19 protein-coding genes are annotated in these 26,099 nt (G+C 68.6%); 6 read left to right on the forward strand and 13 right to left on the reverse strand.

Features of this window, described 5'->3' with window-relative positions:
• Window positions 1-11: 11 nt before the first annotated feature.
• A complete protein-coding gene (locus MYA_RS24570; RefSeq protein WP_014725551.1) occupies window positions 12-1,067 on the forward strand; it encodes a porin in 1,056 nt (351 codons plus the stop codon).
• Between the two features lie 60 nt (window positions 1,068-1,127).
• Here the strand turns inward: MYA_RS24570 and MYA_RS24575 are convergent, their stop codons facing one another.
• The 6 genes from MYA_RS24575 to MYA_RS24600 all read right to left on the reverse strand — a co-directional run bounded on the left by MYA_RS24575 (window position 1,128) and on the right by MYA_RS24600 (window position 9,020).
• Window positions 1,128-2,276 (reverse strand): porin, encoded by a 1,149-nt coding sequence (locus MYA_RS24575; protein WP_014725552.1) that lies wholly within the window; start codon window positions 2,274-2,276, stop codon window positions 1,128-1,130.
• A 184-nt stretch (window positions 2,277-2,460) separates the two neighbouring features.
• Complete coding sequence (locus MYA_RS24580; protein WP_014725553.1) at window positions 2,461-3,024, reverse strand: cytochrome b; 564 nt, start codon at window positions 3,022-3,024, stop codon at window positions 2,461-2,463.
• Between the two features lie 164 nt (window positions 3,025-3,188).
• On the reverse strand, window positions 3,189-4,553 hold the full coding sequence (locus tag MYA_RS24585; protein WP_041494339.1) for an aspartate aminotransferase family protein: 1,365 nt from the start codon (window positions 4,551-4,553) through the stop codon (window positions 3,189-3,191).
• Window positions 4,554-4,608: 55 nt separating this feature from the next.
• Window positions 4,609-6,054 carry an aldehyde dehydrogenase family protein gene (locus tag MYA_RS24590; RefSeq protein ID WP_014725554.1) on the reverse strand — a complete coding sequence of 482 codons (1,446 nt, stop codon included), beginning with the start codon at window positions 6,052-6,054 and terminating at the stop codon, window positions 4,609-4,611.
• A gap of 272 nt (window positions 6,055-6,326) precedes the next feature.
• Window positions 6,327-7,766, reverse strand: a complete 1,440-nt coding sequence (locus MYA_RS24595) for an APC family permease (RefSeq protein WP_011879746.1) — start codon at window positions 7,764-7,766, stop codon at window positions 6,327-6,329.
• A 288-nt stretch (window positions 7,767-8,054) separates the two neighbouring features.
• Window positions 8,055-9,020, reverse strand: coding sequence for a helix-turn-helix domain-containing protein (locus tag MYA_RS24600; protein WP_014725556.1), 966 nt, complete (start codon window positions 9,018-9,020; stop codon window positions 8,055-8,057).
• Between the two features lie 830 nt (window positions 9,021-9,850).
• On the opposite strand from MYA_RS24600, the gene MYA_RS24605 reads away from it, so the two are divergent.
• Window positions 9,851-11,164, forward strand: coding sequence for an MFS transporter (locus MYA_RS24605; RefSeq protein WP_041494340.1), 1,314 nt, complete (start codon window positions 9,851-9,853; stop codon window positions 11,162-11,164).
• Window positions 11,165-11,194: 30 nt separating this feature from the next.
• Here the strand turns inward: MYA_RS24605 and MYA_RS24610 are convergent, their stop codons facing one another.
• The 3 genes from MYA_RS24610 to MYA_RS24620 form a co-directional block, all read right to left on the reverse strand.
• On the reverse strand, window positions 11,195-12,385 hold the full coding sequence (locus MYA_RS24610) for a fumarylacetoacetate hydrolase family protein (RefSeq protein WP_014725558.1): 1,191 nt from the start codon (window positions 12,383-12,385) through the stop codon (window positions 11,195-11,197).
• Between the two features lie 32 nt (window positions 12,386-12,417).
• Window positions 12,418-14,199 (reverse strand): IlvD/Edd family dehydratase, encoded by a 1,782-nt coding sequence (locus MYA_RS24615; protein WP_011879750.1) that lies wholly within the window; start codon window positions 14,197-14,199, stop codon window positions 12,418-12,420.
• Window positions 14,200-14,452: 253 nt separating this feature from the next.
• On the reverse strand, window positions 14,453-15,490 hold the full coding sequence (locus MYA_RS24620; RefSeq protein WP_043292734.1) for a LacI family DNA-binding transcriptional regulator: 1,038 nt from the start codon (window positions 15,488-15,490) through the stop codon (window positions 14,453-14,455).
• Window positions 15,491-15,788: 298 nt separating this feature from the next.
• On the opposite strand from MYA_RS24620, the gene MYA_RS24625 reads away from it, so the two are divergent.
• A complete protein-coding gene (locus MYA_RS24625) occupies window positions 15,789-17,135 on the forward strand; it encodes an MFS transporter (RefSeq protein WP_014725560.1) in 1,347 nt (448 codons plus the stop codon).
• A gap of 69 nt (window positions 17,136-17,204) precedes the next feature.
• Here MYA_RS24625 and MYA_RS24630 read toward each other — a convergent pair whose 3' ends face one another.
• The 4 genes from MYA_RS24630 to MYA_RS24645 form a co-directional block, all read right to left on the reverse strand.
• A complete protein-coding gene (locus MYA_RS24630) occupies window positions 17,205-18,521 on the reverse strand; it encodes an MFS transporter (RefSeq protein ID WP_014725561.1) in 1,317 nt (438 codons plus the stop codon).
• Window positions 18,522-18,586: 65 nt separating this feature from the next.
• Window positions 18,587-19,804: a tricarballylate utilization 4Fe-4S protein TcuB gene (gene tcuB / locus MYA_RS24635; protein WP_014725562.1), complete on the reverse strand. Its 1,218-nt coding sequence runs from the start codon at window positions 19,802-19,804 to the stop codon at window positions 18,587-18,589.
• A complete protein-coding gene (tcuA, locus tag MYA_RS24640) occupies window positions 19,791-21,197 on the reverse strand; it encodes an FAD-dependent tricarballylate dehydrogenase TcuA (RefSeq protein ID WP_014725563.1) in 1,407 nt (468 codons plus the stop codon). Before tcuA ends, tcuB begins: the two co-directional genes overlap by 14 nt.
• 97 nt (window positions 21,198-21,294) lie before the next feature.
• Entirely contained in the window at window positions 21,295-22,218 is a 924-nt protein-coding gene (locus MYA_RS24645; protein ID WP_011879756.1) for a LysR family transcriptional regulator, read from the reverse strand.
• A gap of 2 nt (window positions 22,219-22,220) precedes the next feature.
• Between MYA_RS24645 and MYA_RS31500 the strand changes: the two genes are divergently transcribed.
• The 3 genes from MYA_RS31500 to MYA_RS24655 all read left to right on the forward strand — a co-directional run bounded on the left by MYA_RS31500 (window position 22,221) and on the right by MYA_RS24655 (window position 26,096).
• Entirely contained in the window at window positions 22,221-22,502 is a 282-nt protein-coding gene (locus MYA_RS31500) for a hypothetical protein (RefSeq protein ID WP_148278604.1), read from the forward strand.
• A 652-nt stretch (window positions 22,503-23,154) separates the two neighbouring features.
• Window positions 23,155-24,684, forward strand: a complete 1,530-nt coding sequence (locus MYA_RS24650; protein ID WP_014725566.1) for a mannose-1-phosphate guanylyltransferase/mannose-6-phosphate isomerase — start codon at window positions 23,155-23,157, stop codon at window positions 24,682-24,684.
• 41 nt (window positions 24,685-24,725) lie between these two features.
• The gene (locus tag MYA_RS24655) at window positions 24,726-26,096 is read left to right on the forward strand and encodes an undecaprenyl-phosphate glucose phosphotransferase (protein WP_014725567.1); all 1,371 of its coding nucleotides are present in this window, start codon (window positions 24,726-24,728) and stop codon (window positions 26,094-26,096) included.
• The last annotated feature ends 3 nt before the right edge of the window (window positions 26,097-26,099 follow it).

Below are 26,099 nucleotides of genomic sequence, written 5' to 3' on the forward strand. Positions count from 1 at the left end.
GGAGAGTGAAGATGAAGACGTGGATCCGCGTGCTGGCAATCTACGGATGCGGCAGCGCCGTGCCGGCGTTCGCGCAATCGAGCGTGACGCTCTATGGTTCGCTGGACACCGGCGTCACCTATACGAGCAATGTCGCGTCGGCGCCGCGCGGCGGCCGCCAGCTCGCGTTGCAGGCCGGCGTGGCGCGCAACGACGTGTGGGGGCTGACGGGCCGCGAGGATCTCGGCGGCGCGAACTTTGCGGTCTTCCGGCTCGAAAGCCAGTTCCAGACCTCGGACGGCACGCTCACCGTGCCGGGCGCCGCGTTCAGTTCGCAAGCGTACGTCGGGCTCGGCGGGGACTGGGGAACCGTGACGCTCGGCCGCCAGTTCGATTTCGTCGGCGATCTGATGCCGGCCTTCGCGATCGGCGCGAATACGCCGGCCGGCCTGCTCGCATGGGGCTTGCCGGCGAATGCGTCGGCCGGCGGCGCGCTCGACAACCGCGTCTGGGGCGTGCAGGTGAACAACGCGGTGAAGTACGTGAGTCCGACCTTCGGCGGCGTGTCGTTCGGCGGCATGTGGGGGTTCGGCAACGTACCGGGCACGGTCGCGCGCAGCAGCGTGCAGAGCGCGATGGTGTCGTACACGCAAGGCGCGTTCAGCGCCGCGCTCGTGTATTTCGGCCAGCACGACGTGACCTCCGGCGGCAATCTCCGCAACTTCTCGGGCGGCGCCGGCTACGACGTCGGCCGGCTGCGTGTGTTCGGCATGGTGTCGGACGTGCGGATCAGCGCGGCCGCACCGCTGCGGGCCACGACCTACGATGCCGGGCTGACCTATGCAGTGACGCCGTCGCTGCAACTCGGCGGCGGCTTCCAGTTCCAGCAACGCGGCGGCGATACGGGCTCGGCCAACCAGCTCACGCTGACGGCCGACTATTCGCTGTCGAAACGGACCGGCCTGTATGCGGTATTCGCGCGCGGGCACGACAGCGCGTACGGCGCACAGGTCGAGGCCGCGCTCGGCGGCGCGGCGTCGGGGTCGACCCAGAGCGCGGTCCGCGTGGGCCTGCGCCACCAGTTCTGACGGTGCGGCGCGCGACGGCCGGCACGCGCAACGCGCGGCCGCCGTCGCGCCGCGCGCATGTCAGAAGCGATGCATCATCCCGATGCGCAACGCGAGCTGGTTGCGGCCCGACGACTGTCCGGCGGTGCCGAGCACGTGCGCATGATCGAAGTCGGTGCCGGTGTTGCCGGTCGCATGCTGGTACGCACCCTGGATGTACGTGGAGGTCCGCTTGCTGAGGTCGTAGTCGAGCATCATCGACAGCTGGTGCCAGCTCGGCGAGGCGTCGCCCGCCGCCGTCGCGACGCGCGCGTGCGTATAGGTGTAGGCGGCGCCGAACCACACGTCGGGCAGGAGGAAATACTGGCCGTTGACCTCGAAATTGTCGAACTTCCACGCGTTCTGCGAGCCCGTCGCAGGCTGGTTCGTGAAGTAGACGTTCGCCTCGGGGCTGTAGACGTCGACGTGCGAATAGGCGGCGGACAGCGTCAGCTTGTCATTGAACTTGTACGACGCGCCGACATCGATGTTCTGCTGCGAACGGCCGCTGAAAACCGTATCGTCGCTCGACAACGCGCCGGCCGCCGTCGCGCCGCCGTTGTTGGCCTTCAGATACGCGATGGCGGCGGAGAACGCACCGGCCTGGTACTGCATCGCGGCGCTGTAGACGCGGTTGCGGGCGAAGCCGCCCGCCTGATTCGAGAGCCCGTAGAGCACCTCGCCCTTGAAGCCGCCGTACGTCGGCGACACGTACTTGACGCTGTTCTGGATGCGGTAGTCCCAGTCGGCGTTGTCGTTGTCGTACGGGTGGGCGCCGAAGTCGCCGAGCCAGTTTCCGGCGGCCGCGAACGGGCTCCACATGTCGAGCGTGGGGTCGTACTGACGGCCCAGCGTGAGTGTGCCGAAGCGATCGGAATCGAGCCCGACGTAGGCCTGCCGGCCGAACATCCGCGACGCGACGCCGAGCGCGCCGGTGCTTGCGTTGAAACCATTCTCGAGCTGGAAGATCGCCCGCAGGCCGCCGCCGAGATCTTCCGTCCCCTTCAGCCCCCAGTTGCTGCCGACGGTGTCGCCGCTGACCATCTGGTAGGCGCGGCTTCCGGCCGCGTTGCTCGTGAAATTGATGCCTTGGTCGATCGATCCGTAAAGCGTCACGCTGCTCTGCGCGTGAGCGCCCAGGTTGAACCCCATCGCGCAGGCCGCCGTGACGGCCGCAATCCTCTTTTTCATTGTCGATCTCCGGGTGACGCAGGAATGGCAGCCCGCGTCGCGACGGGCACGCACGCGCCTCCCGCCGGATCAGGATCTGCCATCGGTTAGTAAGACGAAAGACGTGACGTGGAACGAGCCGGGCCGCGACGAGCGGCCCGGTGGTGAAGCGTCGGGTGGTGCGCGCAGGCGCGCGGCGACGGCGTTACAGCATGCGTCGCAACACGTCGTTCTCGCGGTTCGGATCGAAGAAGCGGTGCTTCAGCGCGGCGAGCACGTGCAGCACGACGAGCGCGAGCAGCGTGTAGGCGAGCGTCCTGTGCAGCCACTGGAACGCGACGAACCAGTGGTCGTTCTTCGCCAGCAGCTCGGGCACGCGCAGACCGAAGAACGGCACGCCGTCGCTCTGCGTATAGGTGCTCGACATCGAATAGCCCATCAACGGCACGACGACGGCCAGCGCGTACAGCAGGTAATGGGCGAGCTTGGCGAGCTTGCGGTCGAGTTTCGGCAGGCTCGCCGGCAGCGGCGGCAACGTCTGCATCGAGCGGATCGCCAGTTGGGTCAGGACCACCAGCAGCGTGAGCACGCCGAATTCCTTGTGGGTCGGGTAGTACCAGTCGAATTTGGCGGGCAGGTTGTCGTCGAGCCGGACCATCGTCCATCCGGTCCACAGCTGCGCACCGATCAGGATCGCCCTGAGCCAATGAAGCAGCCGAAGCGTGAGCGGATACTTGTGCGCTGGAATTGCAATAGCCTGGTCGTTCATCTGGATGGTCTCTCGTGTAGGCACAACTGCGAAGGGCGGGATGTCGAACGCCGGCGTCGACATTCCGCGCCGTATGGGGCAACTCGCGCCGGGCCGATGCCCCCGACCGCCGCGCGGCGCACGCGTCGTCGAAACGACGCGCGTGCGGCCGATGCGCCGCGTCGTCAGGCGATCGCTCGCGCGTCCGCGCAGCACTCCTGCAGCGCGTCGCGCAGCGCATGCGCGATGAGGTCGGTCTCTTCCGGCTGCAGCGTCAGCGGCGGCGACATCACGATCTTGTTGGCGATCGCCCGGACCAGCACGCCGCGCTTGCGTGCGGCATCCGCCACGCGCGCCGCGAACCCCTTGCCGGGATCGAGCGGCGTGCGGCTCGCCTTGTCGGTCACGAGATCGAGCGCCAGCATCAGCCCCTTGCCGCGCACGTCGCCGACCGTTTCGAAGTCGCGCGTCAACGGCAGCAACTGCTCGAGCAGGCGTTGGCCCATGCGCGCCGCGTTGCCCGGAAGATCCTCGGCTTCGACGATGTCGAGTACGGCGAGCGACGCGGCGCAGGCGAGCGGATGGCCGCTGTACGTATAGCCGTGCATGACGACGTGCGAGAAGCCCGCGCCGTGCTCGATCGCTTGCGCGATCCGGCCGTTGTACAGCGTCGCGCCGAGCGGCACGTAGCCGGCCGAAATGCCCTTGGCGACGCACAGGATGTCGGCGGCGACGCCCCAGCCGCGGCTGCCGAGCATGCTGCCGGTGCGACCGAAGCCGGTCACCACTTCGTCGGCGATCAGCAGGATGCCGTGCCGGTCGCATACGTTCCGCACGCGCGCCCAGTAGCTGGCCGGCGGGACGATCAGGCCGCCGGCGCCCTGCACCGGCTCCGCGACGAACGCCGCGATGGTCTGCTGGCCATGAAAGGCGATCGTGTCCTCCAGTTGCCGGATGCAGTGTTCGACCAGCTGGTCCGGATCATCGCAGTTCCACGGATTGCGATACAGCCACGGGGTATCCAGCAGCACGCAGCCGGGCAGCAACGGACCGTGATTGTAGTGGTAGACGCCGTTGCCGCCGATCGACGTGCCGCCCATGTGCACGCCGTGATAGCCGTTGCGCAGCGACAGGAACTTCGTGCGCGACGGCTCGCCCGCGGCGACCCAGTACTGGCGCGCCATCTTCAGCGCGGTCTCGATCGCGTCGGAGCCGCCGCTGCCGAACATGACGCGCTGCATGTCCTCCTGCTCGAACATCGCGCACAGGCGGTCGGCCAGATCGTAGACGCGCGGGTGGGCCACGCCGTCGAAGGTCTGATAGTAGGACAGCTCGTCCATCTGGCGCGCGATCGCGGCCTTCACTTCCGGCCGGTTGTGGCCGACGTTGACGTTCCACAGGCCGCCGACGCCGTCGAGCATGCGGTGGCCTTCGACGTCGTACACGTAGTTGCCGTCGCCGCGGGCGATGATGACCGTCGGGGTCGTATGCCCGGCCGCGGCCGAGCTCATCGGGTGCCAGAATCGCTTTTGTCGCTTTTGGTAGTCCATGAGGTATCTCTCTTCAAGTGCGTGAACACGGTGCGGCGCGGCGTGCGCCGCGACATCACAGCGCGGCCGTGACGATCTTTTCCTCGAGGTACGAATCGAGCGCGGCCTTCGACAAGTCGCGCCCGATCCCGCTTTGCCGGGTGCCGCCCCACGGCAGGCGCGCATCGATCGGGCTCCATGCGTTGATGGCGACCGCGCCGACGTCGAGCCGTTCGGCGACGCGGTGCGCGGTGCCGACATCCTGCGTCCAGACCGAGGCGGACAGGCCGAACGGCGTGTCGTTGGCGATCCGGATCGCATCGTCCTCGGTCTCGAACGGCATCACCATGCCGACCGGGCCGAACACTTCTTCGCGCGCGATGCGCATGCCCGGATGCACGCCGCCGAGTATCGTCGGGCGCATGAAGCAGCCGCGCGGCGGCACCTGTTCGTCGCCGGCGAGCATGACCGCGCCTTCGGCCAGCGCCGCCGCGACGTGCGCCCGCACGCGTGCGAGATGCCGCGGGTTGATGAGCGCGCCCATCTGCACGCCGGCCTCGGTCGGCGGCCCGACGCGGATGGTGCGTGCCGCGTCGGCGAGCCGCGCTTCGAGTGCGTCCGCGATCGACCGGTGCGCGAGCACGCGCGAGCCGGCCGCACACGTCTGCCCCTGGTTCGCGAACATGCCGGCCACCAGCGACGGGATCGCGCGGTCGAGATCGGCATCCGCGAAGACGATCTGCGCGGCCTTGCCGCCGAGCTCGAGCGTGACGCGCTTGAAGGTGCGCGCCGCATCGCAGGCGATCGTGCGGCCGACTTCGGTACTGCCGGTGAAACTGATCTTGCTGACGAGCGGATGCGCGACGAGCGCAGCGCCGACCTCGGCGCCCATGCCGTGCACGATGTTGACGACGCCGGCCGGCAGGCCGGCTTCGCACGCGAGCTTGCCGAGCCGCGCCACGGCGAGCGGCGCATCCTCGGACGGCTTGATCACCACCGGGCAGCCGGCCGCGAGCGCCGGTGCGAGCTTCCATACGGCGATCATCAGCGGCGCGTTCCACGGCACGATCTGGCCGGCCACGCCGACCGGCGCGCGCCGCGTGTAACTGAGCGTCGGGCGGCCCATGAAGCCGTCGGTCGGGATCGTCCGGCCCTCGAGCTTGTCGGCCCATCCGGCGAAATAGCGCAGCGTGTCGATGGTCATCGGCAGGTCCATCATGCGCATCTCGGCCGGCGGCCGCCCTTGTTCGACGGCGAGGAGGCTCTCCAGCGCTTCGCTTTCGCGCTCGACGAGGTCCGCCAGCCGATACAGCCAGCGGGCGCGGGCCGCGCCGCCGGCGCGGGCCCATGCGTCGTCGTGCAATGCGTCGTGGGCGGCGCGCACGGCGCGATCGACGTCGTCGGCGCTCGAGGCGGGAACGGTGCAGATGCAGTCTCCGGTCGCGGGCGCCAGCTTGTCGAAGGTGCGGCCGGTGGAGGCATCGCAATGCCGGCCGCCGATCAGGTTCTGGATTTTCATCATGGTGTCCGTGTGTCACAGGTACGAAGCGTCGGGCCGATCGGGCGGGGCGATGACGGCTGCCACGGCCGCGGTCCAACGTCGGATTCACTGTATGTCGATGAAACGGCGCGCGTTGTCCGCTATCGGCAATCGCTGCCGCGCGTATCGGTCAGGGAATACCCGTGCCGACGGCGGCGCGACGCGTCTATGCATAGACGCGCCCGCGGCGGGATTGCGATGGGAATGCGGTGGGATTGCGGCGCGGCGGCAGCGCTGCGCGCGCCGGGCCGCGCTTACTGGGCGGCGCGCCCGAGTTCGCGGTACAGGTCGGGATCGCTGCGCTTCAATCGCAATGCGGCGCGAATGCCGAGCGCGCCGATGGCGAGCAGGAAATACGGAAACATCGCGACGAACGCGGAGTCCGATCCGCTCAGCACCGACAGGTTGCGCACCACCAGCACGAGACATGCGCCGAGCGCGACCACGCTGACGAGCGGCGCGATCAGGCGGTGCACGATCGAGGCGTCCCGATGGTCGCGCGCGAAGAAGGCGATCACCGACGTCGCCACGAGGATCTGCACGGCGATGATGCCGATCGTCGCGAGCGCGCTCATCCACGAGAACACGATGGCGAACGGGTCGAGCCGGAACGCGGCCGAGCCGACGATCGCCGCGAGCGCGATCACCGTCTGCACCTTGCCCGCGACGTCGGGGCAGCGATGCACGGGGCACGTATGGCCGAGCTTGCGCCACAGCACGCGTTCCCGCCCCATCGCGTAGAAATAGCGCGTGATCGTGTTGTGGAACGACAGGATGGCCGCGAACAGGCTCGTGACGAGCAGCACGTTCATCGCATCGGTGGCGATGTTGCCGAGCAGCCGGCTGCTGACGGCGAACCACAGATTGGCCGGATCGCGGGCCGCTTGCGCGGCGATGTGGCCTTCGCCCCACGCCTCGACGATGGCCCATGACGACAGCGCGTAGAACACCATGATGAGGATCACGGCCAGATACGTCGCGCGCGGGATCGTGCGCTTCGGGTCGCGCGCTTCCTCGGAGAAGATGGCCGTGGCCTCGAAGCCCATGTACGAGCCGAGGACGAACACGAGCGCGGTGCCGAGGCCCGGCACGAACACCGCCGCGGGCATGAACGGCCTCGCGCTGAAGCCGCCGGCAGTCGCGCCGTGCGCGACGATCGCGACGTCGAGCAGCATCACGATCGCGATCTCGCCGAGCATCAGCAGGCCGAGCAGCCGTCCGCTGAACTCGATGTGTCGCGCGCCGCAGAGATGCACGGCGGCGACGCAGGCCAGCGCGAACGCCCACCACGGCACGTCGACGCCGTAATGCTGCTGGACGGCGTTGTTGAGAAAGAAGCCGAACATGCTGTAGATCGCGATCTGCACCGCGTTGTACGCGACGATCGCGACGAATGCGCCGCCCACGCCGACGGGCCGCCCGAGCCCGTTCGCGATGTACGCATAGAAGGCGCCCGCGTTGGAGATATGCCGGCTCATCGCCGCGTATCCGATGCTGAAGATCAGGTACATCACGCCGGCCAGCACGAAGACGCCGGGCACGCCGGGGCCGTTGCCGAGCGAGAACGCCGCCGGTGTCGCGCCGACCATCGCGGTGAGCGGCGCGGCCGCGGCGACGACGAAGAAGACGATGTGTGAGAGTCCGACCGCGTTCCTGCTGAGCCCCGCGTCGGACCGGGATGACGATTCGTTCATGAGTAGTCCCGCTGGCCGGATCGTCCGTCAGGAAGCGACCACGGCATGCCTGATCAATGTCCGTGCGCCGCGGGACCATCCTGACGATCCGGCAACGGGTGCTGCCGTGCGGCGACGACACAGGTGTGTGCTTCGACGGCCGCCCTGTCACGCATCTGGTGCATGCGTGCGAACGGGCCGACGCCAGAATTTAGGGTGCCGAAATCCGGGACGTTGTCCGCTATCGGCAATCCGCGCGCGCCGTGCGGCAGGGAATTACCCGGATACGGCGCGCGGCGGCGCGACGGTTCAGCTCAGGCGCGGCGTGTGCGACGGCAGCTCGTGGAAATGTTGCTGGTAGTACGCGGAGAAGCGCCCGAAATGACAAAAGCCGAATTGCGCCGCCGCGTCGCCGATCCGCATCGTCTCGGGTGTCGTCATCAGGAAGCGGCGCACCGCGTTGAGCCGGATCGAGCGCAGGTAGGCGGTCGGCGTGGTGCCGACGACGTTCTGAAAGCTGTATTGCAGCGTGCGGCGGCTGATTCGGAGGTGATGGCAGAGATCGATCACCGTCGGCACGTCGTCGCATTCCAGTGCGATTTCCTGGCTGCGCCGCACGATGTAGCTTTGCGTCGACGCCGACGGCAGCGCGCCCGCATCCGCTTCGTCCGACTGTACGAGGTCGAGCAGGATGCCGACCACGTTATGGGCGAGCACGCGTTCGTCGAACGCGTCGCGGGCCGTGAGCGAACCGTGGTCGAGCGCCTGGCAGAGCACGCGCTCGAGGCCGTCCAGCGCCGTGCGGTAGCGCACCGGCGAGATCGGCAGCACCGGTTGCCGGAGGACGCGCGCGGGCAGGTTCGCCAGTTCGTCGAGCGCGTGATCGGCCGTGAGCGTGCGATCGATCGTGAAGGCGAGCACTTCGGTGTCGCACGGAAGATGCGCGACGAACTCTTCGCCGCCGCGCAGCGTGAGCAGGCTCGGACGCGCGACGGTGCGCCCCTGCACGATCGGTGCGGCCGTGTTCGCGATCGGCAGCGCGAAGCAGAGGCGGCCGCGCGGCGCGAGGCCGTGCTGCATGACACGCTGGTTGATCCGTTCGCGGAACACGTGAAAGCGCTGGCCGGCGACCTGGCGCAGCGTCGTCGTGGCGATGCCCGGACTGATCTGGTCGTAGTGCTGCGACCAGTTCACGATGGCCTGCGAATGGAGGAAGACGTCCGAGAAGCAGCGGGATTCGGCATGCAGGTTCATGGTGTCGCTGAGGCGCCCCATCTCAAATTCAATGCCGGCCGAAGCCGGCTCATGCTGCCCGTCGCGGGTCACGGGAATCGCGCAATGCGCGGCCCGCCGCGGCGTTGCGCTGAAGGCGGCCGGTCACGGGACCGGTCGTGCAGACGATCATATCCAGAAAAAAACCGCGGGGTGACGCGGTCTGCGGGGACCGTAATGAAGTGAAGCGACCCCTGGAAACGGGACCGACCGCGGGTGCTGGCTGCCGCAATCGTCCACGTCGTGTCGGTGAATCCCATTATAGGGGATTCAATTTAATGTCGAGAGCGGGTTTACGCATGGTGTCGCCGGGTAGTGCTGGCGCCGCCGCGACGGGCGAGAGCGCGGATCGAAGACAGGGCGGAAGGCGTCGCCTTCGAGTGGGGGTAGACGCGCGCGGACGGCAAATCGCGCCGTTCTCCGCGCCGACCGCCTCGGGGCCCCACCCGTTACCGGGCGCCGGGCAGAGCGCCGCCGGCCCGAATCTCGTGTCGCCCGTGCTCCGCCGCCGCGCGCGGGCCGTAGGCGGCGTGAAGCAAGCTGCTCGTCTCGCCGGCTTGGTTGATGACTGAAGCCAGATTCCCGATTCCGGGACATTGATGAATGAGGTGCGGATTGAATCTCATGTAAACCACCTATTAGTACCAAATTACGGGATTCATATAATCCGTTCATGCGGCCTGGCATTGGTGCCCGTTCGCTCGACGCGTTTCGGCATGCCGGGGCGCGGCTTCATCGGGGCAGCCGTCCGGACGCCAGGACGACGGCCTCGCCCCCTGCCATGCGGCGGCGAGCGGCTGCCGCGAGCGACGTTCATCTTCCGGGAGCCGTCGATGTCCGAGTCATCCTCTGCGTTCCTGTACCGCCGGGTCGCGCTGCGCGTGATTCCGTTTCTGTTCGTCTGCTACGTGGTCAACTTCATCGACCGCGTGAACATCGGCTTCGCCAAGCTGCAGTTCCTGCAGGACCTCGGCCTGAGCGAGGCCGCGTTCGGTGCCGCGACGGCCATCTTTTTCATCAGTTACGCGGCGTTCGAGGTGCCGAGCAATCTGGTGCTGGCGCGGATCGGCGCGAGCCGGACGCTGATGCGCATCATGGTGCTGTGGGGGCTGTGCACGATCGCGCAGATGTTCGTGACGGGCAGCGTGTCGCTGTACGTCGTGCGCTTTCTGCTCGGCGCGGCCGAGGCCGGCTTCTTTCCGGGCCTCATCCTGTATCTGTCGTACTGGTTTCCGGATGCCGTGCGTGCGCGCGTGAACAGCGTGCTGCTGCTCGCCGTGCCGGTGGCCGGGATGATCGGCGGGCCGCTGTCCGGCTGGATCATGGCGCACCTGCAGGACGCGCTCGGGTTGCGCGGCTGGCAGTGGCTGTTTCTGATCGAAGGTCTGCCGGCCATCGCGCTGGGCCTGATCGCGCCGCTGATGCTGAGCGACCGGCCGGAACAGGCGGCGTGGCTGTCGGCCGCGGACCGGCACGCGCTGTCGCGCGACCTGCAGGCCGAGCGGGCCGCTGCCGTCGTCGGGTACGACGGGGCCGGCGTGCTCGACGTTCTCCGCAACGGGCGCGTGCTCGGGCTCGCGGCGATCTATTTCTGCGTATACGTCGGGATGGGCGCGGTGACGTTCTGGTCGCCGTCGGTGTTGAAGGCGTCCGGGGTGGCGACCGTGTCCGGCGTCGGCTGGCTGTCCGGGCTGATTTCGGTCTTCACGATGATCGGCAACGTCGCGATCGCGTGGAGTTCGGACCGGCACGGCGAGCGGCGCTGGCATACGGTCGCGTGCATGCTCGTCACCGCGTGCAGCCTGCTGCTCCTGCGGTTCGCGGCCGGGCACGTCTGGATGACCGTGACGCTGCTGGCCGTCGCGCAGCTGTGCGCGTTCACCGTGCCGATCGTGTTCTGGACGATTCCGGCGGCGCAGCTCACCGGCCGCGCCGCGGCGGCGGGCATCGCGGCGATCAGCATGCTCGGCTCGCTCGGCGGCGCGTTCAGTTCGTGGCTCGTCGGCGTGCTGTTCACGCGCACCGGTGCGCCGTATGCGGGGCTGGCGGTGGTTGCGATGCTGCTGATGCTCGGCGCGCTGCTGGTGACGAACCTGGTGCCGCGCACACTGCGGTCGCCGCGCGTGAGCGGCGAGCGCGCAGCGTAGCCGCGGCATGACGCTGCGCGGCAGGCAGCCTCACGCGCAGAGCAGGCCGCGCGCCGCGAGGTTCGCATACAGCGCGCGCACGCCGAAGCTCCATGGCGCGATCTCCGTGCACAGCCGCACGGTGTTCACGAGCGCGCCGAGCGCGGGCGTCGCGATCGTCACGCGGTCGCCGAGGTGGTGCGTAAAGCCGGCGCCAGGCGCGTCGCGATCCTGGATCGGCGAGAACATCGTGCCGAGGAACAGCATGAAGCCGTCCGGGTACTGGTGATGCGCGCCGCAGGTCTGGGCGACGAGATCGGTCGGGTCGCGGCTGATCTCGCGCATGTGGCTGATGCCGTCGAGCACGAAACCGTCATCGGCGCCTTCGACGCGCAGCGACACGCTGGCCTGCCGCACGCCGTCGAGCGTGAAGCCGTCGGCGAACAGCCGCACGAACGGGCCGATCGCGCACGAGCCGTTGTTGTCCTTGCATTTGCCGAGCAGCAGCGCCGAGCGGCCTTCGATGTCGCGCAGGTTGACGTCGTTGCCGAGCGTCGCGCCGACCGGCCGGCCGTCGCTGGCGACGGCCAGCACGATCTCCGGTTCCGGGTTGTTCCATACCGATGCCGGCAGCAAGCCGACGTCCGCGCCGAAACCGACCGCCGACATCGGCTGCGCCTTGGAGAACACCTCGGCGTCGGGGCCGATGCCGACCTCCATGTATTGCGACCACGCGCCGCGCCGCTCGAGTTCCGCCTTCAGGCGCAGCGCGGCGTCCGAGCCGGGCACGATTTTCGACAGGTCGGTGCCGAGCGTCGCGGTGATCGCTTCGCGCACCTCGCGCGCGCGCGCCGGATCGCCGCCGGCCTGTTCCTCGATCACGCGCTCGATCAGGCTGACGGCGAACGTGACGCCGCAGGCCTTGATGGCCTGCACGTCGCACGGCGCGAGCAGCTGCGCCGCGCCGGACGCGCCAGGCGTGCCGTCGAGCGCGGCCTGCAGCAGCGGCTCGACGCGGCCGAGCGATTCGCCAGGCGCGCTGCGGGCGAGGTCGGCGGCGTCGGCGCGGTCGAACAGGTCCGCGGTGGTCGGCACGGTGCGCGTGATGTCGATCAGTTCGCCGCCGCGCACGGCGACGACGCTCGGGCCCGCGTGGACGCCGTCGTGCCGCCATACGCGGCCGATCAGCAGCGCCTGCGCGAGATCGTGCGGCAGGCAGTCGGAGACGGAAAGAGTACGCATGATGAGCTCGGCTGGAGTCGTGGGACGTTGGATCAATGCGAATGGCGCGGATTGCCGTGCCGTTCGATCACCTTCAGATACAGCGTGGCTGGCTCGAGGCAGCCGCCGGTGGACAGCTGGCCCACGAAGCGGCGATACAGCTCCTGCCACGGCGTTTGCGCCGGCGGCGCGGCGAACGTCGCGGTTTCGCGGCGCCGCGCGAGTTCCGCTTCGTCGACGAGCACGTCGACGGTCCGGCGGTTCAGGTCGACGCGGATGCGGTCGTCGGTGCGCAGCAGCGCGAGGCCGCCGCCCACCGCCGCTTCCGGCGACATGTTCAGGATCGACGGGCTGGCCGACGTGCCGCTCTGGCGTCCGTCGCCCATGCACGGCAGCGACGTCACGCCGCGCTTCACCAGCGCCGCGGGCGGCGCCATGTTGACGACCTCCGCGCTGCCCGGGTAGCCGACCGTGCCGCAGCCGCGGATCACCAGGATGCAGCGCTCGTCGATGTTCAGCTGCGGATCGTCGATGCGCGCGCGGTAGTCCTCGGGGCCGTCGAACACGATCGCGCGTGCGTCGAAGGTGTTTTCGGCGCCCGGCTCGGCGAGGTAGGTCTGACGGAACGCGTCGCCCACCACCGACATCTTCATGATCGCGCTGTCGAAGAAGTTGCCCGACAGCACGATGAAGCCCGCGCCGTGCTTGAGCGGCGCATCGGGCGTGCGGATCACGTCGCGATCGGCGGGCGGCGCGGCATCGGCGATCGCGCCGATCGGCCGGCCGGACACCGTCATGCAATCGCGCCGGAGCAGGCCGGCCGCATCGAGCTGGCGCAGCACCGCGGGCACGCCGCCGGCGCGATGGAAGCTCTCGCCGAGATATTCGCCGGCCGGCATGCAGTTGACGAGCAGCGGCACGGCTTCGCCGAAGCGCTGCCAGTCGTCGAGGCTCAGCTCGACGCCCATGTGGCGCGCGATCGCGATCAGGTGCGGCGGGCAGTTGGTCGACGCACCGAGCGCGGACGCGACGACGATCGCGTTCTCGAACGCGGCGCGCGTCATGATCTGCGACGGACGCACGTCGTCGCGCACCAGCTCGACCGCGCGCTTGCCGGTCGCGTAGGCCATCTGGCCGCGCTCGCGGTAGGCGGCCGGAATGCTCGCGCAGCCCGGCAGCGACATGCCGAGCGCCTCGGCGAGGCTGTTCATCGACAGCGCGGTGCCCATCGTGTTGCAGTGCCCGATCGACGGCGACGCCGCGGTGGTCAGCGCCATGAATCCTTCGTAGTCGATCTCGCCTGCCGCGAGCAGGTTGCGCGCGTGCCAGATCACCGTGCCCGAGCCGACGCGCTTGCCGTCGTGCCAGCCGTCGAGCATCGGCCCGCCCGACAGTACGATGGCCGGCATGTCGACGGTGGCCGCGGCCATCAGGCAGGCGGGGGTGGTCTTGTCGCAGCCGGTGGTCAGCACCACGCCGTCCAGCGGAAAGCCGTGCAGCACTTCCACCAGCCCCAGGTAAGCGAGGTTGCGGTCGAGCGCGGCGGTGGGGCGGCGGCTCTGCTCGGCGAGCGGGTGCACCGGGAACTCCATCGGAATGCCGCCCGCGTCGCGAATGCCGGCGCGCACGCGCTCGGCCAGTTCGAGATGGTGGCGGTTGCACGGTGCGAGGTCGCTGCCGGTCTGCGCGATGCCGATGATCGGGCGACCCGACTGCAGCTCGTCGCGCGTCAACCCGTAGTTCATGAAGCGCTCGACATAGAGCGCCGTCATGTCCGCATGCGCGGGATCGTCGAACCACTCCTGGCTGCGCAGGCGGCGTGGGGTGTTTGCCATGGCGAGGCTGTCTCCGAATAGGACTGTCGTGCGGGACAGTCGTGCGTTGTGCGTGCCGGATAGTTACCGGTAACATCGAGCGGATGTTAGCACGGTGGTTTTGCGTTGCGGAAGGGAATTTGCGCGGAAGGCGGCGGGGCGTTCGTGGCAGGGCGTCGCGCGTTCGCGCGCGGCGGAGCGGGCCGGCGGCGCGCTCGTGTCGACCGACGGCGGCCGGGCGGCGGGCTGCCGGCGCGCCGCGGCGGTCAGCGCGTCACGCGCTTTCGCGCGCGACGATCGTGTAGTCGATCCGGATGCTGCGCGATTCGAGCGGCTCGCCGCCGTCGCGCGCGTGCAGCGCGGCCAGCAGCGCCTCGCCCGTGTGCAGGCCGATGCCGTACGCATCGACCGACACCGTCGTGATGGTCGGATGGCAGCAGGTCGCCACTTCGAAGTTGCCGAAGCCGGCCACGGCGATGTCGGCCGGCACGGCCAGCCCGCGCCGGTGACACTCCATGATCGCGCCGAACGCCGACATGTCGCTCACGCACATCACCGCATCGGTGTCCGGCCATTTGTCCAGCAGCGCGGCCATCGCGGGGCCGCCGTGGCTCATCGTGATCGGCGAATCGCCGAGCCGCACGACGCGCGGTTCGCCCAGTGCGAGCGCCTTGATTTCGGCCTGATAGCCCTTGAGCCGGTCCAGGCCGCGGCGGTCCAGTTCGCTCGCGCCGCCGAGAAAGCCGATGCGCCGATAGCCACGCTCGGCCAGATGCCGCACCATCGCGCGCGCCGCGCGCACGTTCGAGAACCCGACCGCGGTGTCGATCGGGCGCGTGGGCAGATCCCACATCTCGACCACCGGAATAGCCGAGCGCGCCAGCAGCTTGCGCGTCGCGTCGGTGTGCTGCGCGCCGGTCAGCGCGACGCAGCGCGGCTGGTGGCGCAGCATCGAGCGCACCAGCCGTTCTTCGCGTTCGAGGTCGTAGTCGGTATCGCCGAGCAGCAGTTGCAGCCCGTGCGGTTCGAGCGCATCGGTGAGGCCGCGCACGGTGTCCGAGAAGTTGGAGCTCGACAGCGACGGCACCAGCACCGCGACGAATTCCGAACGGCCAGACGATAGCGCGCCGGCCGCGGCATCGGCGACGTAGCCGAGCTGGTCGATGGCGCGGCACACCCGTTCGCGCGTGTCGGCGGCCACGCTGTGGCCGGCGAGCACGCGCGACACGGTCATCTTCGATACGCCGGCCAGGCGCGCTACGTCGGACATGCGGGGCGGCCCGGCGGGCCGGACGGCGGTGGGACTGGGCATCGGAATTGCGTGCGGAAGAAGCATGTGAAGGCTACATCATACCGGTGCCGGATCGCGTGCCGAGCGGCGCCCGCGCGCCCGTTGCCGCCGCGCGCGTACTAGGGAAACCACTCGGCGGCCGGCGCTTGAACTGGCCGGTCCCGGCGTGCTACGTTGCTGGGCGTTACCGGTATCAGAGCGCCGGTGGCATCCGTCGCCCCGTCGGCGGATTTTTTTGCCGCAGGATGTTATCGGTAACATCGCCGGCCCGGCGAGCGTGCCGATGCGAAGAAGACCTACACAATCAGGAGACGAACGGATGCCAACCATCACACAGACCGCGGCTGCGCCGGCCGCGGCCGACTTGTCCGAAGACGCCGTCTATCGCAGGGTGATGCGGCGCATCCTGCCCTTGCTGCTGCTGTGCTACGTCGTCGCGTATCTGGACCGCGTCAACGTGGGCTTCGCGAAGCTGCAGATGCTCGACGACCTGAGCCTGAGCGACGGCGTCTATGCGCTCGGCGCCAGCATCTTCTTCTGGGGCTATTTCCTGTTCGAGATGCCCAGCAACCTGCTGCTGCATCGCTACGGCGCGCGCTTCTGGATCGCGCGGATCATGATCACGTGGGGCATCGTGTCGTCGTCGATGGCGTTCATCGTGCCGCTCGCGCAGTTCTTCCACGTGCAGACGTCGACGATGTTCTACGCGCTGCGCTTCCTGCTCGGCCTGTGCGAAGCCGGCTTTTTCCCGGGCGTCATCCTGTACATGAACTACTGGTTCCCGGCGCGTCGCCAGAGCGTCGCGATGTCGGGCTTCCTGGTCGCGATTCCGCTGAGCCTGACGCTCGGCAGCGTGGTGTCCGGCTGGCTGATGGAGCAGACGCACGGGCTGTCGGGTATGAGCGGCTGGCAGTGGATGCTGCTGCTCGAGGGCCTGCCGTCGATCGTGGTCGCGTTCGTCGTGCTGGCATTCCTCGGCGACGGTCCGCAGTCGGCGAAATGGCTGTCCGCCGACGAGAAGGCGCTGCTCGCGCGCAACCTCGAACGCGAGGCCGCGCACAAGTCGCACCGCGTCGGCGTCGCGCTGCGCAGCCCGCGCGTGTGGCTGCTGACCTTCATCCTGCTCTCGTTCAACACCGGCTTCTACGGGCTGGCGTTCTGGCTGCCGTCGATCATCCGCGCGTCCGGCGTGCGCAGCCCGCTGCATATCGGGCTGCTCACCGCGATTCCGTATCTGACGGCCATTTTCGCGATGCTGTGGAACGCATCGCACTCGCGCAAGACCGGCGAGCGCCGGCTGCATGCGGCGATTCCCGCGTTGATCGGCGGCGTCGGCCTGATCGCGAGCGCCGCGTGCGCGCAGAACGTGGCGCTGTCGATCGTGTTCCTGACCATCGCGACATGCGCGATCCTCGCGCTGATGCCGATCTACTGGACGTTCCCCGGCCAGATCCTGTCGGGCACGGCGGCGGCCGCCGGCATCGCGCTGATCAATTCGGTGGGCAACCTGTCCGGCTTCACGGGCTCGATGATCACCGGCATCGCAAAGGAAATGACCGGCAACATCAACAACGGCACCTATGCGCTCGGCGCGTGCCTGTTGATCAGCTGCGTGCTGATCCTGTCGATTCCGCGCAGCATCCTGGTGCCGCCGGCCGAGCGGTAGTACTGCGTGGTCGCATGCGGCGCGGCGGGCGACCTGCCGTATTCCCGGCGCACCGCCGCCCGACCAACATCATGCAGGCGAAGCGGCGCGTTCGGCGGCGCCTCCGCTGCGATACAGCGCAAGCGTCGCGCACAGCCCGCAGCACGCGGCGAAACTGAGCCAGTAGCCGGGCGCCGCCTTGTCGCCGGTCAGCTCGATCAGATAGGTCGACACCGCGGGCGTGAAGCCGCCGAACACCGCGGTGGCGAGGCTGAACGCCAGCGAGAAGCCGGCCACCCGAACGTTGGCGGGCATGATCTCGGTGAGTGCGGCGACCATCGCGCCGTTGTACATGCCGAAGAAGAACGACAGCCACAACAGCACGGCCAGCATGCGGCCGAAGCTCGGTGCGCCGGCGAGCCACGCGAGCGCCGGGTACGACGTCGCGATCGCCAGGACCGTCACGGCGACGAGAATCGGCTTGCGGCCGATGCGGTCCGACAGCGCGCCGCCGACCGGCAGCCACACGAAATTCGACAGGCCGACGCACAACGTGACGATCAGGCTGTCGGCGGTGGAGAGCTTGAGAACCGCCTTGCCGAACGTCGGCGTGTAGACCGTGATCAGGTAGAACGTGGTCGTGGTCATTGCGACGAGCAGCATGCCGGCGAACACCGTCCGCCAGTTCTTCAGCATCGTCGCGAAGACTTCGCGCGCCCGCGGCCGGTGGGTGCGCGCGTTGAACTCTGCGGTTTCCTGCAGCGAGCGGCGCAGCAGGAAGATCGCCGGCACGATCGCGCAACCGATGAAGAACGGAATGCGCCAGCCCCATGCGCCGATCTCCTGGCTCGTCAGCAGATGATTGAGCAGATAGCCGATGGCCGCCGCGACGACGATCGCGACCTGCTGGCTCGCCGACTGCCAGCTCGTGTAGAAGCCCTTGTGGCCCGGCGTCGCCATTTCCGCCAGATAGACGGACACGCCGCCCAGTTCCGCGCCCGCGGAGAAGCCCTGCAGCAGCCGCCCGAGCAGCACCAGCACGGGCGCGGCGACGCCGATCGTCGCGTAGCCCGGCACGCATGCGATGAGCACCGTCCCGCTCGCCATGATCGACAGCGTGACGATCAGGCCTTTGCGCCGTCCCACTTCGTCGATGTAGGCGCCGAGCACGATCGCGCCGAGCGGACGCATCAGGAAGCCGGCGCCGAATACGGCGAACGTCAGCAGCAGCGACGCGAATTCGCTCGCCGTCGGAAAGAAGACCCGCGAGATCGTGGTCGCGTAGAAGCCGAACAGGAAGAAGTCGAATTGCTCGAGAAAATTGCCGCTGGTCACGCGCAGGACCGCGCCGAGCTTCGACGGGCGGGCGGCGGCGCGAACCGGCGCGTCTGACGGTAAGCGATGCATGAGTTGTCTCCTATGGTGTGGTGGGCGGATCTGGCGCGATGCCGATCCGCTTCGCATGGCCCGGATCAGTCCGGGCTCGGTTGCAGGCGCGCGGCCTGCCGCTTCTCGATCGACGCCTTGAGCAGTGCGGCGCAGCGAAAGACGCCGTGCGCGAATTTTCCGTACGGCAACGTGACGAACAGCGCCATCACGATGCCGAGGTGGACGGCAAGCAGGCACGCCATCGCGCCGCTGTCACGCCACGCGAGCAGCGCCAGCCCCGAAGCGCTCACGAGCATCAGCAGCGCGATGAAGCCGCGATCCATCGGGCGCTGCTTCGGATCGGTCCGCGCCGGGTCGCGCCGCAGGTTGAGCCAGAGCAGGCCGGCCGGGCCGATCAGCAGGCCGATTCCGCCCGCCGTCCCGAGCAGCACGGGGACGCTCGCGAACGCATACGGCGCATGCAGGTTCAGCGCGTAGTGATAGAAGGTGGCCGTCACGGTGGCCGCGAAGCACAGCATGAAGCCGTAGAACGTGAAGTGATGGAAGCGGCGTCGCGCGAGCGTGAACGCATCGTCCGCCTCGTTGCAGCCGTCGCCGTGGCCGCCGCCGAGATAGGTCAGCGCGAGCGCGTGCTGCGCCGCTTCCGCCACGGCCGGGACGCTCGCCGTGCCGGCCGACACGTCGCGCCAGAACCGTTTCACGCCGTTGCCGAGCGCGAGCATCGCGAGGCCGAACACGCTGCCGAACATCGCCGCCAGCAGGTTGTGCGGAAACACCGCATAGAAGTTGCCGTGCGCCGCGCCGCTCAGCAGCGACCCGTTCAGCGCGGCGCCGAGTATCAGGAACAGCGCGAGCCCGACGGCGAGCGCGAGCGCGATGGTGAGTCCGTTGCGCTGATAGAGCTTGCCCATCGGCGCCGGCCACGCGTACTCGACGTAGGTATCGAAGCGGACCTGCGCCATCGCCTTCGGCACGTTGACGGCGAACGCGTGCGGCGGCGCGTACTGGCATGCGTGATAGCACGCGCCGCAGTTGTGGCACAGGTTCGCGAGGTAGTTGACGTCCGCCTTGGCGAACGCCATCCGGCGCGTCATGGCGGGGAAGACCGCGCAGAATCCCTCGCAATAGCGGCACGCATTGCAGATGCTCATCTGCCGCGCGACTTCGGCTTCGTTGTCGATGACGGGCTGCAGGCGAATGACCGGCCGGCCGGCGGCGTGCGCGGCGGGTTCGGCGCGCTCGGTGCGAGCGACGCGCGCGGCCGGCGGCGCGTCGTGGATGCGTTCTTCAAGATTCTGCACGTTGAACTCCAGTCGATTGCGCGGCCTTCGCCGCCTGAGTGCCGGCGATACGTCCGAACGCGGTGCCGATCGACATGCCGACGCCGGCCGTATAGCCCTTGCCGAGCACGTTGCCGGCCATCATTTCGCCCGCGACGAACAGGTTGTCGCTCGGTCGCCCGCCGAAATGGACTTGTGCGCGCTCGTTGACCTTGAGCCCCAGGTACGTGAACGTGATGCCCGGTCGCAGCGCGTAGCCGAAGAACGGCGGCGTGTCGAGCGGGCGCGCCCAGTGGGTTTTCGCCGGCGTGAGCCCTTCGGTGCGGCAGTCGTCGAGCGTCGTGTGGTCGAAGGTGCCGCCGCGGCAGGCCGCGTTGTAGGCGTTCAGCGTGGCGACGAACGCGTGCTCGGGCAGCTTCAGGCCGCGCGCGAGTTCCGGCAGCGAATCGGCCCGGACGCCGGGAAACACCGGCGGCATGAAGCGTCCGAGCGCCTTTGCGTCGATGATCGAGTAGGCGATCTGGCCCGGCTGCCGCGCGACGAGCCGGCCCCAGATCGCATAGCGCTTCGGCCAGAAGTCTTCCCCTTCGTCATAGAAGCGCTCTGCGTCGCGGTTGACGACGACACCCAGCGACACGCAGTCGATGCGCGTGCAGATGCCGCCGTCGTACAGCGGCGCGCGGGCGTCGATCGCGACGCAATGCGATTGCGACGGATCGCCGATCGCGTCCGCGCCGGCGTCGATCATGTAGCGCAGCAGCACGCCCTGATTGAAGCGCGTGCCGCGGATCAGGAAGTTGTCGGCGGGCCACTCGCCGCGCTCGTCTTGTCCCCACGCTTCGCGCAACCATGCGCGATTGGATTCGAAGCCGCCTGCCGCGAGCACGCAGCTGCGTGCCTCGAAGCGTTGCGCGCCGCTGCGCGCGGCGACGAAGCGCGCGCCGTCGAGCTCGATCGCGTCCACCGGCGTGTCGTAGCGGATCTGCACGCCGAGCGCTTCGGCGCTGCGGTAATAGGCGTTCACGAGCGCCTTGCCGCCGCCCATGAAGAAGGCGTTGGTGCGCGCGACGTGCAGCGCGCCGGACAGCGGCGGCTGAAAGCGCACGCCATGCGCCTGCATCCACGGACGACAGGTCGACGACGCGCGGATCACGAGCCGCGCCAGCGCCTCGTCGGTGATGCCGCCGGTCACCTTCAGCAGGTCCTGCCAGTATTCCTCTTCGGGATAGGCGCCGATCAGCACGTCCTGCGGCGCGTCGTGCATGCAACGCAGATTGCGGGTGTGCTGCGAGTTGCCGCCGCGCCATTCGCGCGGGGCCGATTCGAGCAGCAGCACCGAAGCGCCTCCTTCGCGCGCCATCAGCGCGGCGCAGAGCGCGGCATTGCCGCCGCCGATCACGAGTACGTCGACCATCTGAGTTGTCTCCTTTGAGACGCGACTCTACGGATCGACGCGACACGCCGCCATCACGCGGACGGCAACACGTCTTCAGTTTTCGTGAAGGGAAGGGCTACGTGCGCAGCGTGGCGCCCGGCCAGCGGCCGGCCGCGACGATTTCGCGCGCCACGTCGGCGAGTACGACGCGCGCGGCCAGCCCGGCCGGCGACAGCTCGTCGTCGGACACGCTCGCGATCAGGTTGGGCCGCGTCGCATGCGCGTCGGCAATCGGAACGCTCGCGAGCGCCGCATTCTCGAGCCGCGCGAGCGCCGCGCCCGGTTGGATGGTTGCGCCGAGGCCGCCGCGCACCGCGTCCATCAGCATCGCGAGGCCGTCGACTTCGGCGGTGATGTGCGGCGTAAAGCCGGTGCGCGCGAACGCGGCATCGAGCAGCGCGCGCAAGCCATGCGGGCCGCTGGGCAGGATCAGCGGCAGCGCGCCGAGCTGCGCGAGACCCACGGGCGACCCTTCGGGCATGCCGGGCTGGCCGGCGCAGCCGATCACGAACAGATGCTCGTCGAGCAGCGGCATGACGCTCCAGCGCTGTGCGGGCTCCTCGCGGAACAGCACGGCCAGGTCGATCTGCCGCGCGCTCAGCATTGCGCCGAGGTAGCCGGACAGGCTCTCGACCATGCGCAGCCGCACCTCGGGATAGCGCTGCCGCATCGCCTTCATGAACGCGAGGCCGAGCACGCCCGTGGTGCTCGGCGCGAGCCCCACGCTGACGTGCCCGGACAGGCGCGCCTGACGGGCGGCGAGCGCCGCATCGTCGATGTGGCGCAACGCGAGCTGCGCCTGTCGCCAGAAGGCGAGCCCCGCGTCGGTCGGCACGACGCCCGTGGAGGTTCGCTGCAGCAGGCGCGTGGACAACTCGCTCTCGAGCCGGCTGATCTGCTGGCTCAGCGCCGACGTCACGACGCCGAGCTCCAGCGCCGCCTTGCCCATGCTGCCGTGCTCGACCACGCAGACGAAATAGCGCAGTTGCCTGAGTTCCATCGATGCCTCGAATTGATGCGACGGCGACATTGTCGCAGCCGACGCGCGATGCGTCGCGCGAATCGCTTTCCGATCGCCACCGGATCGCTACCGGATCGCCGGTGCGCATGAACGTCGCGACTCGAATCCCGCAGCGGAGCGGTTCTCTTTTTGTCGTTTTTCGCATGCGTTCAAGCGCGCATCGATTCATGGATGAACCGCGCCGCGCTATTGCGATATTCGATTATTCATGGATGAAACGGGCGAATGATTTGCTCGGGCAGAAAATCGCCCGCCGCGTGTGATCTCGCAATCCGTAACGCATCTGCGTTACGGCGTGTCGTTACGTAACGGCCGAGAACGCGGCATTCGCGCAAACGTTACACCGGCCTGTTTCGATTTATTCAGATTATTGGCCCGCACACCTAGGTCATTGGTTTATCGATGGTTTTCCGCGCTGCAGCATCAGAATGCGCAGCGGTGGCACGGAACCTGCATTAAATGCCATGTGCCGCAGTAGTTAATACCATAACGTTAGACCAACCATGAATTACACAAGCATTCCGATCACCGGCCGCGCCGTGGGGGCAAGGCGGCCGGGGCTGGGCCTTCAATCGACGGAGCAGGTCCGCTCGCGCGTCCATTGCGGATTGCTGCGGCACGACATGTCCGTCGCCCCATTGCGTGTTATCGAGCCGTTTTCCGCGCCTGTACATAACGGTGCGATGCGCGCTTTCGAGCAGGCTGCAGTGCGTTCAACGTCCGCATGGCCCTCGCGAATCGTGGCGTGGGTCCGCTAGTCGCGAATTCGATTTCATAAGGGCATTCGAATTAATTGATTGGTTCGCGCGAATGAATCGCATTCGCGGCGAATGTGCGATGCATCGGGATACCGAGGGCTTAACGCGTCCGGCATTTCCGCGCATGTGAAAAGAGCTTGTATTGAGGAGCGCAAAAATGGGCGAACTCGCTTCCATCGGTAATGCGCGCATTGCCGCTGCGGATCTGCACGAACCCGGCCGCGGCGCCGCCGCCGCCGCCGCGGTCGTGCCGGTGATCCTGGCCGGCGGCGCGGGCACGCGGCTGTGGCCGATGTCGCGCGAGCAGCATCCGAAGCAGCTGACGCAGCTCGTCGGCGACGAATCGTTGCTGGAATCGACGCTGCGTCGCGTGCGCGGTCTGTCCGCGACGTTCGAGCTGGCCGCTGCGCAGGTGGTGTGCGGCGATGCGCATCGGCACATCACGGTGCGCCAGCTCGCGGCGAGCGAGCTGCGCGCGCAGGTGATCGTCGAGCCGGCGCGGCGCGACACGGCGCCCGCCATGACGCTCGCGGCCGAACTCGCGCGCGTGCGGCACGGCGATGCGGTGCTGGCGGTGATGCCGGCCGATCACGCGATCGCCGATACGGCCGCTTTCGAGCGTGCGATGGAGACGGCGTTGCGCTACGCGCAGCTCGGTTGCCTCGCGACGCTCGGCGTGCGGCCGACGCATGCCGATTCGGGCTTCGGCTATCTGCGCACCGGCATGCCGGTGGCGCTGGACGGCGCCGCGGGCGCGTTCGCGCTCGATGCGTTCGTCGAGAAGCCCGCGCCGGAAATCGCCGCGCATTACGTCGCGTCCGGGTCGCACTGGTGGAACAGCGGGATCTACGTCGTGCGCGCCAGCGTGTGGCTGCGTGCGATCGCCGCGCTTGCGCCGGAGATTCATCACGCGTGCGTCGCCGCGATCCGCGACGGCGCCGCCGCGGCGGACTGCTTCCATCCGGCCGCGCAGCCGTTCGCCGCGTGTCCGTCGAACTCGATCGACTACGCGGTGATGGAGCGGCTCTCGTCGCTCGCCGAACCGCCGACGGCCGTTGCGGTGCCGCTCGACGCGGGCTGGTCCGATCTCGGTTCGTGGGACGCGGTGTGGGCCGCGCTCGACAAGGACGCGAACGGCAACGCCGGGCGCGGGCGCGTGATGTTCGAGGACGCAGCCGCGTGCTACGCGCATTCCGAGGGCCGGCTCGTCGCGTGCGTCGGCGTCAGCAACGTGGCGGTGGTCGAGACGCCTGATGCGGTGCTGGTGGTGAACCGCGAGCAGGTTCAGGGCGTCAAGTCGCTGGTGGCACGGATCAAGGCCGAGCGCGGCGCGGAAGCCGACACGCATCGGCTCGTGCGGCGTCCTTGGGGCTGTTACGACTCGGTCGATCGCGGCGAGCGCTTTCAGGTGAAGCGGATCGTCGTCGATCCGGGCGCGCGTCTGTCGTTGCAGATGCATCACCATCGCGCCGAACACTGGACCGTCGTGAAAGGCACCGCGGCGGTCACGCGCGGCGACGAGCAGTTCCTGCTCGGCGAGAACGAATCGACGTACATCCCGATGGGCGTGCGCCACCGGCTCGAAAACCCGGGGCGGCTGCCGCTGGAAATCATCGAAGTGCAGACCGGCAGCTATCTCGGCGAAGACGACATCGTCCGCTTCGACGACGCCTACGGACGCGTGTGACCGCGATTGCGGCGCGCTCGTGCGCCGCGTGGAGAAAGCCCATGTTTGGAGTTCAGTCGATGGTGGCGCGCGTGCTCGACGCGGTGGTCGTGGTGGCCGCGGCGGCCGTCGCGTCGCATGTGCGCTTCGCCGACGATACGCTCGGCCGATCCGACGCGATGGTCGTGCCGTTCGTCGTGATGCTGACGCTCGCCGTGTTCCCGGCCTTGCAGGTGTATCAGTCGTGGCGCGGGCGCTCGTGGATCGCGATGATCAGCCGCATCAGCGCCGCGTGGATCGCGGTGCAGGCCTGCAACCTGGTGCTGCTGTTCGCGCTGCATCGGGCCGATCAGGTGTCGCGCCTGTGGTTCGCGTACTGGACCGGCATCGCCGGATGCGGATTCATCGCGATGCGCATGCTCGCGTATGCGATGCTCGCGCGCGTCAGGCATGCGGGCCTGAACCTGCGCAAGGTGGCGATCGTCGGCAGCGGCGCCTATGCGGTGCGCGTGATCGAGACGCTCGCGCTGTCGCCCGCGAGCGGCTTTCGCCCGGTGCTGTTCCACGATCCGGCCGGCGCGTCCAACGGCGTGCTTCCGGCGATCACCGACTTCGCCGCGTTCGCCGCGGCCGTGCGCGCCGAAGCGGCCACCGAAATCTGGCTCGCGGTGCCGATCTGCGAGGAGCGCACGATCCGGCGCGTGTTGAAGGCGTTCGGCGACGACCTCGTCAACATCCGCTTCATGCCGGACATGCGCAGCATTGCGTGGCTCGGCGGCACGATGATGGATCTGGTCGGGATGCCCGCGATCAATCTGGTCGCGTCGCCGATGTCGCATCGCGCGCTGCTGCAGAAGGCGCTGTTCGACCGCGTGTTCGCGGCGGCGGCGCTCGTCGCGCTCGCGCCGCTGCTCGGCGCGATCGCCGTCGCGGTGAAGCTGTCGTCGCCGGGCCCGGTGCTGTTTACGCAGTATCGGAAAGGCGCGGACGGCCGCGTCTTCCGCATCTACAAGTTCCGCACCATGCGCGTACACGCCGACCCGGCCGGCGTCGTGCGTCAGGCCACGCGCGGCGATGCGCGCATCACGCGGGTCGGCGCATTCCTGCGCCGCACGAGCCTCGACGAACTGCCGCAGTTCTTCAACGTACTGCGCGGCGACATGTCGGTCGTCGGGCCGCGGCCGCATGCGATCGAGCACGACGATCTGTACCGGCCGCTCGTCGACGGCTACATCCATCGCTACCGGATCAAGCCCGGTATCACCGGCTGGGCGCAGGTCAACGGCTATCGCGGCGAAACCGATCAGCTCGACAAGATGGTCGGGCGCGTCCAGCACGACCTCTATTACCTGCGCAACTGGTCCTTCGGGCTCGACATGCGAATCGTCGCGGCCACGGTGCTGAAGGGCTTCGTGCATCCGAACGCGTACTGAGGC

Origin of the sequence: Burkholderia sp. KJ006 (genome assembly GCF_000262695.1) — a bacterium.
Taxonomy (GTDB): Bacteria; Pseudomonadota; Gammaproteobacteria; order Burkholderiales; family Burkholderiaceae; genus Burkholderia; species Burkholderia vietnamiensis.